General features: G+C 46.7%; 19 protein-coding genes and 1 riboswitch. Of the genes, 4 read left to right on the top strand and 15 right to left on the bottom strand.

All coding sequences use genetic code 11. The features are described from left to right. Positions 1–152: 152 nt before the first annotated feature. Complete coding sequence (locus R50345_RS24655; RefSeq protein WP_042130844.1) at positions 153–509, top strand: hypothetical protein; 357 nt, start codon at positions 153–155, stop codon at positions 507–509. 24 nt (positions 510–533) lie between these two features. Here R50345_RS24655 and R50345_RS24660 read toward each other — a convergent pair whose 3' ends face one another. The 3 genes from R50345_RS24660 to R50345_RS24670 all read right to left on the bottom strand — a co-directional run bounded on the left by R50345_RS24660 (position 534) and on the right by R50345_RS24670 (position 4,472). Beyond that, the gene (locus R50345_RS24660) at positions 534–2,000 is read right to left on the bottom strand and encodes a glycosyltransferase family 4 protein (RefSeq protein WP_052414726.1); all 1,467 of its coding nucleotides are present in this window, start codon (positions 1,998–2,000) and stop codon (positions 534–536) included. A gap of 288 nt (positions 2,001–2,288) precedes the next feature. Then, positions 2,289–3,404 carry a CgeB family protein gene (locus R50345_RS24665; protein WP_042132451.1) on the bottom strand — a complete coding sequence of 372 codons (1,116 nt, stop codon included), beginning with the start codon at positions 3,402–3,404 and terminating at the stop codon, positions 2,289–2,291. Positions 3,405–3,455: 51 nt separating this feature from the next. Beyond that, entirely contained in the window at positions 3,456–4,472 is a 1,017-nt protein-coding gene (locus R50345_RS24670; protein WP_081954181.1) for a CgeB family protein, read from the bottom strand. A gap of 516 nt (positions 4,473–4,988) precedes the next feature. On the opposite strand from R50345_RS24670, the gene R50345_RS24675 reads away from it, so the two are divergent. Then, positions 4,989–5,744: an AAA family ATPase gene (locus R50345_RS24675; protein ID WP_042130846.1), complete on the top strand. Its 756-nt coding sequence runs from the start codon at positions 4,989–4,991 to the stop codon at positions 5,742–5,744. A gap of 67 nt (positions 5,745–5,811) precedes the next feature. On the opposite strand, the gene wsfD is transcribed toward R50345_RS24675, so the two are convergent. From wsfD to R50345_RS24690, 3 genes are all read right to left on the bottom strand, one after another. Beyond that, a complete protein-coding gene (gene wsfD / locus R50345_RS24680; RefSeq protein WP_042130847.1) occupies positions 5,812–7,227 on the bottom strand; it encodes a glycan biosynthesis hexose transferase WsfD in 1,416 nt (471 codons plus the stop codon). Between the two features lie 8 nt (positions 7,228–7,235). Then, positions 7,236–9,128, bottom strand: a complete 1,893-nt coding sequence (locus tag R50345_RS24685) for an LTA synthase family protein (RefSeq protein ID WP_042130848.1) — start codon at positions 9,126–9,128, stop codon at positions 7,236–7,238. A 195-nt stretch (positions 9,129–9,323) separates the two neighbouring features. Next, the gene (locus tag R50345_RS24690; protein WP_042130849.1) at positions 9,324–10,661 is read right to left on the bottom strand and encodes a 5'-deoxyadenosine deaminase; all 1,338 of its coding nucleotides are present in this window, start codon (positions 10,659–10,661) and stop codon (positions 9,324–9,326) included. A 67-nt stretch (positions 10,662–10,728) separates the two neighbouring features. After that, a riboswitch (purine riboswitch) is annotated at positions 10,729–10,827 on the bottom strand. Positions 10,828–11,084: 257 nt separating this feature from the next. Between R50345_RS24690 and R50345_RS24695 the strand changes: the two genes are divergently transcribed. Next, positions 11,085–11,564 (top strand): DL-endopeptidase inhibitor IseA family protein, encoded by a 480-nt coding sequence (locus R50345_RS24695; protein ID WP_042130850.1) that lies wholly within the window; start codon positions 11,085–11,087, stop codon positions 11,562–11,564. A 152-nt stretch (positions 11,565–11,716) separates the two neighbouring features. Here the strand turns inward: R50345_RS24695 and R50345_RS24700 are convergent, their stop codons facing one another. The 5 genes from R50345_RS24700 to R50345_RS24720 form a co-directional block, all read right to left on the bottom strand. Continuing rightward, positions 11,717–12,259 (bottom strand): GNAT family N-acetyltransferase, encoded by a 543-nt coding sequence (locus tag R50345_RS24700; protein WP_042130851.1) that lies wholly within the window; start codon positions 12,257–12,259, stop codon positions 11,717–11,719. Between the two features lie 204 nt (positions 12,260–12,463). Then, positions 12,464–12,880: a FliH/SctL family protein gene (locus R50345_RS24705; protein ID WP_042130852.1), complete on the bottom strand. Its 417-nt coding sequence runs from the start codon at positions 12,878–12,880 to the stop codon at positions 12,464–12,466. 4 nt (positions 12,881–12,884) lie between these two features. Further along, positions 12,885–13,187: a hypothetical protein gene (locus R50345_RS24710; protein WP_042130853.1), complete on the bottom strand. Its 303-nt coding sequence runs from the start codon at positions 13,185–13,187 to the stop codon at positions 12,885–12,887. Further along, on the bottom strand, positions 13,184–13,528 hold the full coding sequence (locus R50345_RS24715) for an alpha-helical endospore appendage domain-containing protein (RefSeq protein ID WP_042130854.1): 345 nt from the start codon (positions 13,526–13,528) through the stop codon (positions 13,184–13,186). Before R50345_RS24715 ends, R50345_RS24710 begins: the two co-directional genes overlap by 4 nt. A 24-nt stretch (positions 13,529–13,552) precedes the next feature. After that, entirely contained in the window at positions 13,553–13,846 is a 294-nt protein-coding gene (locus tag R50345_RS24720) for a nucleoside-diphosphate sugar epimerase (protein ID WP_081389864.1), read from the bottom strand. A 231-nt stretch (positions 13,847–14,077) separates the two neighbouring features. On the opposite strand from R50345_RS24720, the gene R50345_RS24725 reads away from it, so the two are divergent. Then, positions 14,078–14,590, top strand: a complete 513-nt coding sequence (locus tag R50345_RS24725; protein WP_042130856.1) for a GNAT family N-acetyltransferase — start codon at positions 14,078–14,080, stop codon at positions 14,588–14,590. 51 nt (positions 14,591–14,641) lie between these two features. Here R50345_RS24725 and R50345_RS24730 read toward each other — a convergent pair whose 3' ends face one another. From R50345_RS24730 to R50345_RS24745, 4 genes are read right to left on the bottom strand one after another with little or no spacing between them, the layout of a single operon-like run. Beyond that, complete coding sequence (locus R50345_RS24730) at positions 14,642–15,373, bottom strand: sugar phosphate nucleotidyltransferase (RefSeq protein WP_042130857.1); 732 nt, start codon at positions 15,371–15,373, stop codon at positions 14,642–14,644. A 47-nt stretch (positions 15,374–15,420) separates the two neighbouring features. Then, the gene (locus R50345_RS24735; RefSeq protein WP_042130858.1) at positions 15,421–16,158 is read right to left on the bottom strand and encodes a glycosyltransferase family 2 protein; all 738 of its coding nucleotides are present in this window, start codon (positions 16,156–16,158) and stop codon (positions 15,421–15,423) included. Continuing rightward, a complete protein-coding gene (locus R50345_RS24740) occupies positions 16,155–17,138 on the bottom strand; it encodes a glycosyltransferase family 2 protein (protein WP_231573918.1) in 984 nt (327 codons plus the stop codon). The genes R50345_RS24735 and R50345_RS24740 overlap by 4 nt, the downstream gene beginning before the upstream one ends. Next, the gene (locus R50345_RS24745) at positions 17,135–17,977 is read right to left on the bottom strand and encodes a glycosyltransferase family 2 protein (RefSeq protein WP_331281341.1); all 843 of its coding nucleotides are present in this window, start codon (positions 17,975–17,977) and stop codon (positions 17,135–17,137) included. Before R50345_RS24745 ends, R50345_RS24740 begins: the two co-directional genes overlap by 4 nt. Positions 17,978–18,193 lie beyond the last annotated feature (216 nt).

Here is an 18,193-nt window from a genome sequence, read left to right on the forward strand (position 1 = left end):
GGTCTGTCTTGGCTCAGTCGGGTGGACTGAGTGTGAAAAGAATAGGGCTCTTATCTGGACTCGGATAATCTACGAGAGTTATACTGTTTATTGCGCGTTTCCGGCCGGATTCGCGGGCAATCTGGGGGGTTTTTACCCTTCTTTCCGCCCATTTGACTGGATTCGCGGCAATCTGGGGGATTTATACACCTCTTTTTGCTCATTTGGCCGGATTCGCGGCAATCTGGGGGATTTTTACCCCTCTTTTCGCTCATTTGGCCGGATTCGCGGCAACCTGGGGGATTTTTACCCCTCTTTTCGCTCATTTGGCCGGATTCGCGGCAATCTGGGGGATTTTTACCCCTCTGTTTGCTCATTCGGCCGAATTCGTAGCAATCTGGGGGATTTATACACCTCTTTTCGCTCATTCGGCCGGATTCGTAGCAATCTGGGGGATTTATACACCTCTTTTTGCTCATTTGGCCGGATTCGCGGCAATCTGGGGGATTTTTCCCCTCTTGCTCCGCTAGCCACCTTCGCGGCAAGCGGAGCATTTACGCCGTGCGCCGCCGCCCACTCCGGCGGGCCCGGCGGCGCTTGCCCCCGGCGGTGCTCCGCCGCCGGGCAGAACCCTTACGCCGCTTGCGAGCAGCGCGGCGCAAAACCAACGGGCGACCGCTTCGCCGGCGCGCCCGGACTTTGCCGCGCCGCTTGCGGGCGACGCGGCTCGGCAGGCCCTTGCTTCGCGGCGGCAAAGCCGGCGATGCTGCGGGCAGTTCAGGCAGGACAGCGGGTGATTCCACCACGCTGTCTGCCTCGCGCACCGGCGGTGCGCTGCAATAGCGGAGGCTCCACATCTCCGCAAGACCCTGCAGGCGGCTCCGATAAGCCGCTGGGCCATAAACGGCGTCGACGCGCTCCCGCGCTTGGGCGCCTATGGTTATCGCCAGTCCCGGCTGCGCCAGCATGACGTTGACTCTTTCGGCCAGCGCGGAAATGTCCGACGCTGGGACGAGATTTTCGCTGCAGCCTGCTGCGTGCAGAATCTCCCGCAAGCCCCCGGAGTCGTAAGCGACTACGGGCTTTCCAAAAGCCATTCCTTCCAAAGCGGTCATTCCAAAGCCTTCACGGATCAGACTGGGAACAACCAGTACATCCATCGCGCAATAAGCAGATGGAAGACATTCAGCATAACCAACAAATTTAAAGCGGGTATACAGTCCCTCAAGCTTTACCTTGCGGACACAGCGATCATAGTAGCTTTTGTCACCGGCTGAGCCTATGACAACAAATTTCGTATTGGGATGGACTGCGTACACAAGCACAGCCATTTTCACAAAATGTTCCAATCCTTTTTCCTTATTAATAAAGGAAGAAATATAACCGACCAGCTGCTCCTGCGGTTTAATCCTTAGCTCTCGCCGGTGTTCGCCCCGAAGCTTGCTCCAAGCCTCAATCATCATCTCTTTGTCATTCCAAGAAGGGGGTAGCTGGATTACTTTCTCCGCTCTCACTTCCTCTGGAAAGCAAGCTGCTGCCGTCTGTGAAATAGACAGAATCTCATCACTATTCCGATGAATCAGCCCTACACTAATGGGTGTATATTCATTGTCAGTTATCGTCTCTGATATTTTCCATACCACCGGAATGCCCAGTGACTTGGCAGCCATTGCCGGCAAAGCATGCACACAGGTACTTGTAATTATAAACGACGGGCGCAGAGAGGCTAGCCAGTCTGTTAATTCGTGATACTCCCTGCCTTCCTGAAATTTACGAGCATCTGCCTCGAGCCCTGCATAAGGAGTGTACATTCCGTATAAAAGAGGAATCGAGAGCAACTGTACACTTATTCCGCAGCTTCGAGCCTGAGCAGTCAGCTTGCCGTCCTGAGGTGCAACGAGAATACAATTAAAGTACGGAGAAAGCTCCTGAGCGAAAAACAACAACAGCTTCTCCGCTCCGGTAATACTGCGTGTATTGGATACATGTGAAAAGAGGACGATTGTAGCTTTATCAGCCATGGCGTTTCGGCGCTCCCTAACGAGGGCCTGGAGCAGCCATTCACCTCCCTAAAAGTTTTACGAAGCGTTGCTCAATCTCTTACTTCGCAGTAAAACTCGCCTCGAAAGCATCCGCTTTTCCCGAGCCCCCGCCACTCAGCTATTCAATCCGCTCCAGCTGAAATTTCTTTTCATAGGTTACAGGCATACGCTGAGGCCGGTTCTACAGTATATCGAGGAAAAACAGATGCCGGCACGACACCTGTCCCCTGCTAAACGCACATTTCCATATCCAGTTCAGAAACAAGCCTAGCCGTAAATTACCGCTAACATCTGGTAAATACGTTTTGCGTAGGTGTGATCCTTAAGCGTCCGTTCAAAAGCGCGCAGTGCGATCGCCCGGCGTTCCTCCTCATGGGTTAGGTAATAACGGATTTTATCCATCATTTCCTGAGGGCTTGCAAAGGTCTCAATTTCTTCACCCGGTTTGTAGAAAGATCCCATATCATCTCTGGCATCCACTAATTGCAATGTGCCTGTTGCTGCAATTTCAAAGGTACGCGGATTAGGAGAAACAGCTGGAATCGAGAGCGTATTGTTGTTAACTACTTCATCAATGTGCGAGCGGTGGAGGTTAATGACGATTTTAGAGCCACTGTAAGCTACCGCTGTTTCTTGTGGCGACATCCACTTACCAATTTCAATACGGTCACCGTACAGCGGGGCCTCAGGCAGACGATCCCACCAGATTCCGTTAATCACCGTGTTATAGTTCATCAGGTCAGGAAGAATCTCACGGAAGAAGTTGACCCGGTTCCAATAGGCGGAGCCAATAAAGCTAACTTCCCGATTCAATGACGAACGTGTTGTAGTAGGACGGTAATGCTCTAGATGAGCAGCAAAGGGGAGATAATGGACCTCAGGGCAACCGAGTCCCCGGTAGAAATCAATACAATTACGTTCAAGTGTGAATACAAAATCGTAGTGTGCTACAATCTTGATCGTAAAGTCAGTGTAATAAGGATCATCTGTAAGCCAAATCGCTGTCCGGACGCCACTAGTGCGAATCGCATCGATCTGCTCAAGCGGTAAATCCATACCGTCCAATACCAGTACAAGATCCGGTCTTTGCGCTGCAGCCAACTCTACTAGATTTTGACGCACGTCCGTTATCGTAACTTGAGCTGTTAATTTTTGCAGAGCGCAAAGAACCGCATCATCTAAAGGGGAGTAAGGGTATCCTTTGCCAGAAGCGACATACATGACATGAATATTCCGTACAGGAAATACTTCTTCAGGACGACCATTCAGAATTGCAAGACGCCCCCGTAAATAGCCCTCATCATAACCGCCTTTGAAACCACTCAGGCGACCACGCAGCTTTTCTTCCTCTGGAGGTGTCAGAGGTAATGGTGGTGTAGGCATAATAAATTCATTATTATTCATAATCCTCGCTCCTTTATCCCGTTATTGATTTCATACACGTGAAGCAATCACATTCAACAGATGAGGCAAACGCGCAGTGAATGTATGGTTGCGCATTGTAGTCCGTAATCCCCGTAAGGCGTAGATTCGACGCTCTTTTTCATGCTTCAGATAGTACTCAATCTTCTGCTGCAATTCCTTAGCGGAGCCAAAAGTATCCAGATCATAACCAGGCCGATAATAATTGCCCAGGTCCTCACGAACATCCGTAAGCTGCATAGTACCGCAGGCGCTGATCTCATAGGTCCGCGGATTGATGGAACGTGAAGGAAGGCGGTAGCTATTCCGGTTATCCTGTCCTACTTCCCACGGGCGGTGAATATTAATGACTATTTTCGCACCACTGTAGTAGTTCGCTGTTTCCTCAGGCGGAATAAAGCCGTTGCTAATAAAAGGTGTAAGCTGATCATAGGTGGCGAGGCGTTCCCAAAATCCCCCGGCGATAAGCACCTTCTTCCCCTTTAGATAAGGTGCCAGTTCATCGAACAGCTCTGTCCGGTTACGAAATGCATTACCAATAAATACAATGTCATACTGATATTGCGGGCCGGTACGGCGTGGGTAGAACATCTTTGGATTGACACATAGTGGCAAATAATGAACCGATGACACTCCAAGGGATTGATAGAACTCCACACAACCCAGCTCATGTGTAAATACGTGATCATAGTGCCTACAAATGACTGAAGTGTCCTCTGTAAAATAAGGATCATCCACAAACCAGATGGCGGTGGGGATGCCTAGCTTTCTTATCTCTGAAATCTGCTCTAAATGATTTTCCGGGAATACGTGAAGTCCATTCATTACTAATACTGCTCCAGGCATTTCCCGTGCCGCGGTTTCCAGCATCGTTTCAGGAGTGCTTATTACAAGCTCACTTACAAGCTGCTGCAGTGCCTCCGTTACGCCAGTGTCGATCGCCTGAAATCCTTGAGGAACATACATTAACTTAAATGGTCGGCAGGCTTCGACCCCTGGAGTATTCAGACGCTGCACAGCCTCACACATGCCAAGACGATATCCTTCGTGATAACCGTCGCGATATTCTCGCGGACGCTTGTGTTTTTTTCTCTTTCTCGCTTTCACGGCCTTCACCCTGCCCCGTCGTATTCTCAAGACAGTATAACTATATGCGGAGTCAGCACTCGCCTCATGGACATCTGTCTTTACTAGAACTAAATTGGCAGATGTCCCCTGTCTTTTGCCCCGCTTGCCCGAACCTTAGAAGATTTCATCCACTCACAGGATGCTGGTATACTATAAGAGGTAGTTCAAAAAGTCCGCTTTTGATCACGAAGTACCCCAAGAAGATTACTCGACATCGAATATTGAATTCAGGCGAAACTTCCGGTGCTCACGTAGCTTCCACTACGCCTCCGCTCCTCAGTTTCTACCTTCTTTCAAGCTTCTCGGTGCTGAAAACCGTACTTTTTGAACACGCGCTATAAAGGTCTAGCTCGAAGCTCTAATCTCGTCATATCTGTCCGGAATAGATTATTTTCTGGCATTCACAGGGGGGGCACTATGAATAACACCACGCTTTACTTGCGTCATGCAGAACTGCTTCGTGATCAGGTTCCATCATTCCAAACCTATCCATTTCATCTGCCAGCCGTAAGAACACTGGATCGGCTTATTTTTCAAAAGCCAGTAACCTTTCTTGTCGGGGAGAATGGCACAGGGAAATCTACCTTGTTAGAGGGAATTGCTGCTGCGTGGGGCTTTAACCCTGAAGGTGGAACACTTAACTTCTCTTTTAACACTCGTTCCTCACATTCGAGTCTCTATGAGTATTTTAGAATTGCTAGAGGGGTTAGACGTCCGAAGGACGGCTTTTTTCTACGCGCGGAGAGCTATTATAATGTGGCTTCCTACATTGATGAATTAGATGAACAGCCTAGTTTTGGTCCACCAATCAAGAACTCCTATGGAGGCAAGTCTCTGCACGAGCAGTCTCACGGAGAGTCTTTTTTCGCAGCGTTCGTTCATCGTTTCGGAGGCCGCGGACTTTATATCCTTGATGAACCTGAAGCAGCTCTATCTCCGCTGCGGCAAATGTCTCTGCTGGTGCGTATGCATGAGCTAGTGCAACAGGATTCACAGTTTATTATCGCAACCCATTCACCTATTCTGATGTCCTATCCGGAAGCCGAAATTTTTCTTCTAGAGGGTGAGGGCATCCGTTCTGTCGCCTTGGAGGAGACGGAGCACTATACCGTGACCAAAGCATTTATGAATGACCGTCAGGGCATGCTGCGTGAGCTTTTAGAGGATGAATGAATAGATAAACCAATAAAAACAGCAAGTCTCCATAATCGGAAACTTGCTGTTTGATTTGTTCCATAACTTAACGTCTTACAATCCCTACGAGCTTGTGCACAATCCATCCGAACATGACTACAACCATCATATCGAAGCACACATTAAACAAGAATAAATGCTTACCGATATCAGCCCTTCCGTCCCCAAGAATCGGAACCAAGAAGGAGAAAATCCCTATCAGTCCCAATAACATCAGCAGTTCACCAGCAACTCTTCCCCGAACATCCCTACTGCGGAAGTATTGGAACAATGCCCCGGCAAAATACAGCAGATAAAATAGGGAGAGGAATCCAAGCGTATGCGGAATATACTTGTTCTTGAATTCGCTCCATCCACTATAAGTATACGATAATGCGCCTGCTGGCTTATTTTCACTCTTCTCATAGTTCCCTAGATAATAAGGGCGAATCGCCATACTGTTACTCGCAGCATATTCCATATTATCTATTAACCGTCCTGGATGTTTTAAGTAGAAGAACAATACATCCTTATGGGATACCCGGTCGTAGAAATCTGGTACCAGCGATGGATCATCCTGTTTAATGACTGTATCTGTCTGAAAATAATTCGTGCCTGCAAGTACCTCCAACCGCTCCGGCAATCCGAGATCCTGCAAATCTCCCTTCACATCCGGTGATTCATTTAATATCCCAAAAAACACAGTCTGATACAGGTTAATATGCTTTAGCTCTTTTGGCGCCGTCACGTACATAACGATGGATACCAGAAATATCGCAATCGAAAAGCGTAAGGCCAGCTTTCTCCATTTTCGTTCACCATCAAGCGTCATAAACCGCAGGAAGATCAATGCAAAGGCAATCCCAACCGGCGCATTCTGAATTTTGGAGGTGACCAGAAACAGAATCGCGATAAAGAACAAGGTTAACCCTTTAGTCGTAGGCTTTTCTTGGCTAGTAAGTCTTAATCCCAGCGCAAAGGTTAGCAGCATGAATACCATCGATACCGGCTCTCCAAACAAGGAGTTAAAGTATGCCAAATACCCAATATCGTAAAATACAAACAAAATAGCTGCACCTAGCAGCAGCCCCGTAACATAAGAGCCGCGAGCATTGTACTTCACCAGCAGCCAGGTCGCCACCAGTAAAAGAAGACCGTAAACTGCACCGAGCAATCTAACATCAAAAAAGCTGCCATGGATGAGACCGCCGATCAACCTCGGTACAAGCACAACCAAAATCTGTGAAGAAGGATAGAAGCCCCTAAACAAATTCTCATACGCAAAACGAGAATGGCTAAAATTAAAAAACTGGTCGGTATACGATGCTGCAGTATCATAGTAGTTCAGACCGATGGTATTCATCATACGCAGGAAATCTCCATTATCAGCAACCCCAATAAAAGGTCCTACGAATAGCAGATAAATAATGAGACCGCAGCCGGCAAGGCTTACGAGATACTCCGGTTTCCAGAACTTTTTCATGATTCCCCCTATCTCTGTGGTAACAGCTTCACATATTCGTCGGACAAATTCATTAGCTTCAATACATACTCATAATCGCTCTGATATTTCGAGAAATCCGTTACCGGCTTGAGCGTATCCAGCGACACAGCTTCACCATCTGCAAATCCTTTTCCAGGGACATAGAGAATGTCATCATTAAAGAAGGAGCCGGAAGGCAAATAATACCTCATGCCTAACACATTACGATCAATGTTGAGCAGGTCATGACCAAATGCTGTAAATCCTTCTTGTTGTAGTGAAACGCCCATTAAATTAGCTATCGTAGGAAGGATATCTAGTTGTCCTCCCGTACGCTCTACTACCTTCCCTTGCTCCATTCCCGGCACACGCACAATGAGTGGAATATTAAAGCGGCTGATCCGGGAATCATATGGAACACCAAGTGCGCTTTCCACTTGCTCCGGCGGAACATCCTGAGGCTGAAGGCCAAAGTGATCACCATACATAACCAGAACAGTGTTATCCCACAATCCATTTTCTTTCAAACCTTCTATTAAAGTACCTATGGCATAATCAGTATAGTTTATAGCAGTCAAATAATCACCAAGCATCGTATCCTTCAAATTATCAGGCACAGTGATTTTCTTAAAGGAATCCGGGATTTTGAAAGGATGATGACTCGATGCTGTCACCATCTGCGCGTAAAAAGGAGTACCTTTCTTCTTTAGCTCTGCCAATTTCTCGACACCCGTAATATACAGCTGTTCATCGGAAGCACCGAACGCATTAAAATGATCATTCGTAAAATAATCTTTATCATAATAGCCGTTAAAACCAAGCGCCGGGTAAAGCTCATTCCGATTCCAAAAGCCTACTTTATTCACATGAAAGGTGTACGCCTCATATCCTTTATCCCTTAGCAGACGTGGTAAGCTTGGCAATTCTCTGTCCCCGAATCCGGTAGACATGGCCAACGTACCAATCGGATAAATTGACGTATTGCTCATGAATTCCGCATCAGATGTATTCCCTGGACCAATCTGCTGATAGACATGAGGGAAATAAAAGCCCTCATCTGCTAACTTATTCATGACTGGCGTCAATTCTTGCCCATCCAGGGATTGATGCAATGGGAAATTTTGAAAAGCTTCTAATTGTAGCACAATTACATTTTTACCCTTTTGTGAGCCAAAATAATCAGGAGTCGTACCCGCTGGCTTGTCACTATATGGATAGGAAGATTGCAGCGCATCAACCTTCGCGATCGTATCCTTAATATCTCCCGTTCCAATAAGATTGTTATCTTCTTTAATCTTAATCGCTGCAACGACCTCATAATTTATAAATCCGGCAGTTTCTGCCTGTACAAGCTCATTCGTAATCCCCCGAGCAGAGTGAACAGAATATGCCGATAAAGAAAAACCTCCAATAATGGATACCAGAATCACCAGCACCTGTACTAATCCTGTCTTCCGGTAACTATAGCGTTCATGCGGGTAGGCTTTTCCTTGTCTCCATCTGCGAATCAAGCCGTAGATGGCGAAGATAACAAAATCCGCGAAGAATAAGTAATCAATACTCTTTATAGTAGATTCTACGCTTGCCTTCACTTGAAATACCTGATTAATTTCGGATAAGGCTAGATAGGTTGGAACAGAACCAAAGTGATTAAAATACACACTAGCTGCGAACAGCAACAGCGATAAAAAACCATTAAATATCCAATAGACGGTTGTTCTCACCCTAGATGGCGTAATCACTGTTAAAATCCCCATGATAAATAGGACTGGCGCTACATCCGCTGCAATCCATTCCCAAGCAATTCTATCAAAGAACAACACTCTCAAAAACAACAGCTTTAACCATAACAATATAACAACGATAAAGAAATGGGCACGATCCTGCCCTTGCTTTTTCACGAATAATCCCCTCTTACATGTTCATTTGTTCGAAATATTAAATCTATTCTATTATTTTGTAAAATATCAGGCTGTTCTAGTATAACAATACTTACTTTTTTTATCAAAATGGTAGAATTATTTACCACTAAAAAAGAGATGCCCCACCGCCCTTCGGCTTTGGAACATCCCTGTTAACTCTGAGTTGATCAATCTTTAGACGATCGAAGTATGCTTAAGCAATCTTTTAATAGAACGGTTAGCTTCATTCAGAACAATTTCTTTATCTACAGTCTTCAACAGACCTCTTTCCATCACGATCTCCCCATCGATAATCGTAGTTTCCACATCCGCCCGGGTAGCGGAATATACAATTCTAGAGATAGGATCAACGTCGTAGGAGGGGAAGGTGTGGAAATTGAAGAGATTCAGAAGCACTAGGTCTGCCTTTTTACCTACCTCAATACTGCCGATCTTCTCTTCCATTCCTACCGCCTTTGCCCCGCCTATAGTTGCCATACGAAATACACTTCTCGCATCCATCGTCGTAGGTCCATGTTGAGGCTTCTGAATAATTGCCGCAAGGCGCATTTCATTAAACATATCTAGATTATTATTGCACGGTGCACCGTCAGCACCTAGACTTAGTGACACATGATCATGGAGCATCCCCGGTGTATCTGCAATTCCAGAGGCTAGTTTCAGATTTGAACCGGGGCAATGACTTACATGGACTCCGCGATCTCGCAATATGCGCCGCTCCTCAGCATCCAGCCAAACACAGTGCGCCAGTATTAAGCGCTCATTAGCTAATCCTAGATGGTCCAGGTAGACGATGTTACGCATTCCGGTCATCGCCTGCACAATCTCAATTTCCCCTAAGTTCTCAGAAGCATGGGTATGGACCTTCACATCATACCTTGCGGAGAGAACTCGTACCTCGGTTAATAAGGGCTCGGTGCAGGATATTACAAAACGCGGAGAGAACGCATATTGAATTCGGCCATTGCCATAGCCATTCCATTTTTCAAGCAAATCCACACTTTCCTGCAAAGAAGAAGCAGTGTCTTCTTGCAGTGCTTCAGGCACATCTCCTCCTTTTTGATCCATCATCACCTTGCCGGACAATGCCCGAATTCCACTTTTAGCAATAGCCTGAAAAGCATAGTCCGTATGATGGACAGTCTCCATATCAACAATCGTAGTGGTTCCGCTGGAGATCAGTTCCCCAATACCAAGCATCGCCGAATAATAAAGGGATTCTTCATCATGCGCAGCTTCTAACGGCCAAATCCGTTTACGCAGCCAATCCATAAGCTCCAGATCATCTCCCTTCCCACGGAATAACGTCTGGCATAAATGAATATGTGTCTGAACAAAACCGGGGATTAAGGTCCGGTTTGTGGCATTGATTACCTTTTCGTCTCCCTTCGGGATCAGGTCAGTGCCGATCTCTACGATGATATCGTCCTTAATTCGAACATCCCCGACAAGCATATCCTCCTGCTTATTCATGGTAATGATTTCAGCATTTTTAATTAGGATGTTCCCCATTGTGCTTCTCCCCCTCATTATTCATTCGTTTGCCGCTCCACGATGTAACAGAAAAAGGCCACAAAAATATGCCTTAGCATATTTTCGTAGCCAGAAATTTACGGTTCCCGGTAGAGACCCTTAAACCAATTATTAAGGATATACGAAAAGAAACTATTCTATTCCAAATTTGAATAAAGTAATCATAAAACAAAGACAGGTTTAGTGTCAACACAAGTTATTTAAAATAACACAAAACTTAAATTTAGATGTTTTTACGTAAATATAAATAATCCATCCCTTATTTATGTTATAAAATCTAACTCCAACTTTGGTTTTCCGCACTATTATTCTAATAACTCATTAATTCCGCTTTTTATACTCGTCCTATTACCCGAACCGATAGCCGCGCTTTTAATAAAGTAATAGCGAGGAGGAGATCAAATGCCAACAATTTCTCAAACCCCAAGTGAGTTGCAAGCATTCATTGCCGCTGCTGAAAAAGCATGGTTCGAGGTCTACGATTCTGCCGATTCCCGTAGAGTGATCCGCGTTGACGGTGCTGATTATTATCGTCTGCCGGTTAGATTCAGCACCAGAGCGAAGGTCATTTCATATTTTAGAAAATACTGGGGTATTACAATGAGCAACACCATGTTCTGTAATTTACAAACCGTTTCTAGAAACAACAGACTCTACGTAATATCGGGAGATACAGGAACCATTGCTTTTATCCCAAGAAGACTCACCGTTACGGGTCGCACATCAACAAGAATACGCCTTACAGCAGTTCTGTCGATAGATGATATGAGCGATGAAGATATCGTTAACGTTCGTTATCTAATCGGCGTATCAGGAAATAGACTGCTCATCCTTAACCGAGATCAAAAAAATACTGACCCACGATACCAGACCTGCCGTTAATGAAAATCTCCATAATCTTATAAACACAAAAACGCTCCTATGTAGAAATGGAGGGATCACCCAACCATCTCCATAGGAGCATTTTCTTTGTGCATCTATTTACCGCCAGCTATCCTAGACGCAGTCATCGTTCTAGTACACAACCAGCTTGTTTATGTTGAAGAATCCGGACGCTGTTCCGGTTTCAACACCTTCTCGAATACTGGAAAGTTCGCCGTGCGGTTTGGAAAATCCACTTCACCTCTATGGTCATAACCAAGGCGAGGATAAATTTCAAGTGCTCTAGTATTCTTGGCATAAGTATCTAACCGAATACTTGTGTAACCATTACGTGCTGCGTAATCCTCTGCAAAAGCAATTAACCTAGTCGCAATCCCTTTACCCTGAATCTGTGGATGGACTGCTAACCGATGCATAATCAGATGTGGCCCTTGATTTTGCTTCCACTCGATCTTCTTATATTCCTCAGAAGCATTCTCATCCAATACAAGAATACCTGCGATAGCCTGATCCTCTTCACATACATATAAGGTACCCTGCGCGATATCCAGTTCGATAATCTCTCTATTCGGATAGCGCTCATCCCACTGGTCGCTTCCAGCGGCCTGCATAACTTGTACACATTTTGAGATCAATTCCATAATCTCTTCTATCTCTTCCTGTCTAGCTTTTCTGATCCCATTTCCTACTTGCATCCTGCTATCCCCTCTTTCTTATCGACATCTGAAAACCGTTTAAATAGATTCTCGTTTTAGAAGTCTATCATATTCGGAGACAAATTCCGATAGTAGGATGATTCCAGAGAGGAAGCAGTCCCTCTAAGTTGAGGGACACGAAAGATCAGTATAACGCGTCATAGATTAGATCTCCGGGTCCCTTCCTCTTAATTCACCTGCTGCTTAATTAAACTCCAGTTTATGCCCATCCTCGAAGCCCTTGGCGAAACCGGCGTCGAACCCCACGTTGTATGCTTCGGTGTAGCCCTGCTGATAGGCGTCTGCCGGTGGCGTTTCCGGCGAAACGCCCAGGTCCGGGGGGAGCGGAATAACCTGTGGAGCAGGTGGAGCCTCGACAGCCGGCACTACATGTACCGGTGTGTGAATAACTCTTACCTTTCGAACAAGCTTTCGGCGGAGCCTTCTTTTCTTACGTACCAAAAGGCCTTTCTTCGTCTTACCGTAACGAACGATTTTCCGAGCATGCCCTCTGCGAGGTTTGCGGGCTAGACCTCTACGAACTTTCGTTTTACGCGAGAGCAGCAATGTACGTCTGCGGGTTCTGCCCGAACGTAATGTTCTAAGGCTTTTTTTCTTCATGCTTCTATTCCTCCTGTGCTCCATGATCTCTGGAGGTTCCTACGGCGTATGCCTTGCTCAGCCAGGGCGCAGCAGGAATTCCCCGTTTCGGTTGATGCAGTGAAATCCCGGACATCATCCGGCACATCGCGCTCTGATACCCACTTAGGATTCTAATATTGTCGCTCAATTTTCGGGCCGTCAGCTCAGATTGCCCCGTCAATTCGGCGATGCTCTCCAAGATGGCCGCCAATGCAGCCTGACTGCGCGAAATGGAGCGGATCATCTCCAGCTTGACGGCATGTTCAGAGAGACGGTCCCCGCTCATTTGCTGTCTTCCCCAAAACTAAACCCATCACCTGACATGTCACCAAAACCTTCTCCGCCGCCATCATCTTCACCACTGCCCAACACTGCTTTTAAATTGCTGTAGAGTCCATTCTCCAGTTTGGTCAGCCCTTCAACCATCTCCACGATGACTTCGTGAATAGAGAGGGATTCCTTTAGCTGCTCACCGTGGGATTCGAAAGCTCTAGCGTGGATATGATGCTGTGCCCACTGCTTTACCTTTTCAGCTTCAACCGCCTTAGCTTCCAGAATCATTGCAATGTTCCACTGGATAGTGGCGGTCGACTCCAGCATTTGCAGATATGCTTGTTCTCTGCTCATCATCCGCCTCCTGCTCCTATAGCGTTACTCTTCGTCTTGACCGTTCAGTTCCTTAATTACTCTGCCTACCCCTTCAGCCATCGCTTCTTCCAGATCTGCAAGTGCGTTCAAGTAAGCAATAATATTCTTGTTTACCTGAGTTGAGCTTTCGATCATCCCGCTGATACCGTCAAAATCGGGATCTGCATCTGGCAGATCGTGGACAATTTGCGACATACGGACAGCCACGTGGCGCTCTGCGTCTAGAATCCGCGCCATCTGTTCGTGCGTATGGGCCATGTGCTGCAGGACTTTAGTTATTTTATTCTGCACCTTCATGTCTCCTTTGCTCAAACGCCCTGCTACAGCATATGCGGCAGAAGCCGGGACGGTGCCGGGGATATAAGAGGCCGCCAAGCATTTCAGCGGGAAATATAAGGCATAAAGTATGGTGTGAAACTTAAACTTTCTTATATTTGAATAGAAAATGTTAATAATTGCTGCCTGCCTATAAATGGATTAAAATGTGAAATGCGCATTCTATCATTCACAAAGATTGGAGGGGGAACTATGAAGCTTGGAAGCCAACGGATCGATTTGGCGCCTTTAAATGCTGCAGAGCTTTCACTAGCCACAGAAAACTACGCCGAACTTCAGCAACATTTGGGTTTAAACGCCATTAGTGCCGAGCTTGACGATGACATGCAATATGCGATGAAGGTACGGCTCAAAAAAGTGCGGCAGGAACCAGAGCATTACCTATGGTTGACCAATTGGGCAATCATTCATCAGAAAGATCAATGCATTATCGGGTTCATTATTCTTAAAGGGTATCCGAATGAAAAAGGCGAGGTTACTATAGGTTACGTGATTGATGAGAAATATAGAAGAAAAGGATACGCTACTGAGGCATTGCGGACGATCAATACGTGGATTCTCAGCCATCCCCAAGCCATCTATGTAATCGCTGATACTGAAAAAGATAATATTGCCTCTCATAAAGTATTGGAGCGCTTAGGTTCAGAAAGGTACCTAGAGACTGAGGATTTGATCTGGTGGAGAATCGCAAAAGAACTTTCATGAGCTCCCGACTCCCTTCCTACTTTCCAATATTACAAAAAAAAGCACTGCCACTTATGGCAGTGCATCCTTTAGCTTCTCTCCCGCCTCCCGCAGAGACTGGAACGTGCCCGCATCACTCCACCACTCCTTGAGGACATCATAGCTAAGCCTGCGGTTGGCAGCATATATATTATTTACATCGGTAATCTCCAGTTCCCCTCTCTTGGAAGGGGATACTTGGCGAATGATATCAAACACAGCTTCATCGTACATATAAATACCTGTTACACAAAATTTAGTCTTTGGATGCTCCGGCTTCTCTTCGATATATGCAATCCAAGCAGAATCTTGACTGTCGAATACGGGAACACCGTATCTACGAGCGTCATCCACCGGCTTCAACAATACCTTCGCTGTTCCTTCAGGCTGTCGAAGATAGCTCTCCACATAAGGCGTCAGATCATCCATAAATAGATTATCCCCAAGCAATACGACAAACCGTTCTCCAGGGAAAATGAATCCTTCTGCTAAATCAAGAGCCTCTGCAATGCCTCCAGCAGCCTCCTGAATTTTGTAGGTCAGAGATACACCAAAGGCTGCACCGCTGCCTAAAAAATCCGTATACAGACCAGCAGACTGCTTGCTGATGACCAGAAGAATGTCGGTAATTCCTCCTCGGCGAAGCCGATCTATGCCGTAACACACCATAGGATATTTGCCGACCGGAAGCAAATGTTTGTTCATAAGCCGGGTCAGCGGTTGAAGTCTGGATCCTGTTCCGCCCGCCAGTATGACTCCTTTCACTTACTTTCCTCCTCTTTATCTAAGTCCTTTGCCTTCGGATCTGCACTTTATATGAAAAGTATTGGATCCACATTCCATTTGTTCATAAAAAGCTTACGATTTCGTTCCACCAGCTCCTGCAGCCCGGTGTGGTATACCTGCTTAAAGCTCGCACTTCCTTCATGGTGTATAAGGCAATCCCCTGCGATGAGCAATCGGTATCCCTTTAGCCTGGCGCGATAGCAATAGTCATCGTCCTCGTAATGTCCAGGTGAGTATCTCTCATCCAGCAGACCTACGGAAGTAAGTAACTCTCTTTTGAATAAAAAACATAATCCTACCAACCGTTTAGTCTCCAGCCATTTTTGAGGATTGGAACGGTTAGTTCTCTCTGCAGCCTTATGAAAATCCAACAGACTGTCATAATCAGTCTTCACCTGTTGACGTCCACTCGCATAGTTAGTCACAGGTCCAACAATACCTACTTCAGGAGCACTATATAATGATCTCTTCAGATTGGTTAACCATCCGTGGGAAACCACCACATCATTGTTCAGCAGCAGTAATTCATCACCCGATGCTAACAATAAGCCCATATTGCATGCGGATGGAAAACCTCGATTCTCAGGCAAAGAAATAAACGTTATACGATTCGCGCGGCAATAGGCATCCGTTCCATCCGTTGAAGCATTGTCTACAACGATGATCTCGTAAGGCAGCGGAGTATAGGCACGAATCGATTCCACACAGGACCGCAGCAGAGGCAATGCGTTGTAGGTCGGAATAATAATACTGGTCATCGTCATATCCGGTTCCTCCAAGCGGCTACTTGTCTGCGGTATTCGCGCTGCGTTTCATTATTTCGTAGGCCCCCATCATCACGACGGGAAAGCACCTCAAGGAGAGCCTCTGCGTGATCCCCTATGATCAGTTTCTCCACTGCATTTCCAGCGCCTATGTTCGCCTGACGCAGCCGATTATGCTTAATCACATTTACTGTTCCCACTTTCTCCACCCTTAGCTTTTTCAATACAGAAAGAGCTTGGGCTTTAGGAGGAACTATTAATTCACGGTAGCCTATGGTCTCAAGCGCTCGCCGAGAAAGCGCGTGCGGGACAGCCGTCATAGAGCTAACTCCGAGATCGTACCGTCCTAGAGCATAATTCAGAAACAGCTTGCTGCGAGTGACATCGTCGCATAATCCAAAAGAAGGCATCAGTGGATCCAAATCATTAAGAGCCACATCAATTCCTCCATCTACCGCAGCTGTGAATAATTCGAGCTGAGATGCAGGAATGACCATGTCTCCGTCCAGAAAGAGCAGAATATCTCCTCGACTCAGCTTCGCGCCAATAGCCCGCCCTACGTCATGTCCGACAGACTCCGGACAATGTACAATTACAGCTTGACGATGTTGTCTGGAAATGGGAAAGCTGCTATCGCTGCAACCGTTCAGCACGACGATTATTTCAGCAGGCTCCAACCGGGATGCCTGTTGTAGCAGACGTCCCAGGGTCTGCTCCTCGTTACGCGCGGAGATAATAACCGACAAGGTCCCACGTAAGCTCGGTAGTTTCATTGCCTCACGACCTACCTTTGATTGCCGAGACAAAATAGGCGATCGAACGGCAGCGGCTTCTCTTTTTACAGAACGATTCGCTGCCCTTTGACGGGGTGCCCGTGTCGTTTTGGACGGACGAGCTGCTGAACGTTTCTTTACCGTACGAGTTGCTGTTCCTCGTCGAACGGTGGAGCTGCCAGATACTTGTAACAGAGCAACCATCATCTCACCATCTCTCTGCGCCGGGTTCCGTCGCTAAACCCTGCCCTGTTTCCCCGGTGTTCAAGCAAGAGGGATACAGCCTCCATATGATCTGTTGTAATCAACTGCTGCAAAGGATCTGTGCCATCTTCCTTACGTCTGACTGCATTCAGTTTCCCTACATGTACTTTGTGAGCAGCCACCACACGTAAACCACTCAGAACTGCCTGAGCATGTGCCAAAGGGGGACGAGATAATGATTCACTCCCTAAGATTTCAAGCGCTCTCCGGCTGATTGCGTGCGGAACTGCCGTCATCGAACATCCTTTTAGATCCGGACGGCCAAGCAAAATATTGAGTGCATGTTTGGACAGTACTACCGGATGTGGTGAAAGTTTTCGTACCGGTCCGGAATAATCATTAAGCGCTATGTCTGCCCCACCGCTAATAGCGGTGACGAAAGGACGTAGCCCCGTAGCAGGAATCACTAAATCTCCATCTGTAAACAAGAGAACCTCTCCCTTGGCTGCCTCTGCTCCCACACTGCGACCAGCGTCATGACCAAGCGGCAACTCATAGGAAATAACATGTGCACCAAGCGAAAGAGCAATTTCTGCCGTTTGATCGGCTGATCCGTTGACGACTACAATAACCTCGCAGCGCGGATGGACCCCTCTAGCTCCGGATATCACTCCCGCAATGGTTTTAGCTTCGTTCATAGCCGGAATAATTACGGAAACATAGGGATTTGGATGGTTAACGATAGGGACTGCAGCGACTTGCCGCACTGGGCGTGAAGTCCGCCGCTTGATCCGAGAGACCCGCCGTCCTGTGCGGCGGGCAGAAGTACGTTTGGGCTTCATGCTCATCCACCTTCCTTACAGAGCCTATTCGTCAGGCTGAGGGTTACATCACAGTTTATGTACTGCGCCGAACAGGGTAACGGCCTTTGTCTCCTGTCGAGTGGAAAACAGGACAAATGTACTCACCGCCAAACTTTGGCTGAGACATTTGCTTGTACCTAGTATGCTATGGGACACCGCTAACCCTAAACGCTGCATTATCCCTTATTTGAATTG

This window comes from Paenibacillus sp. FSL R5-0345 (genome assembly GCF_000758585.1).
Taxonomy (GTDB): domain Bacteria; phylum Bacillota; class Bacilli; order Paenibacillales; family Paenibacillaceae; genus Paenibacillus_AQ.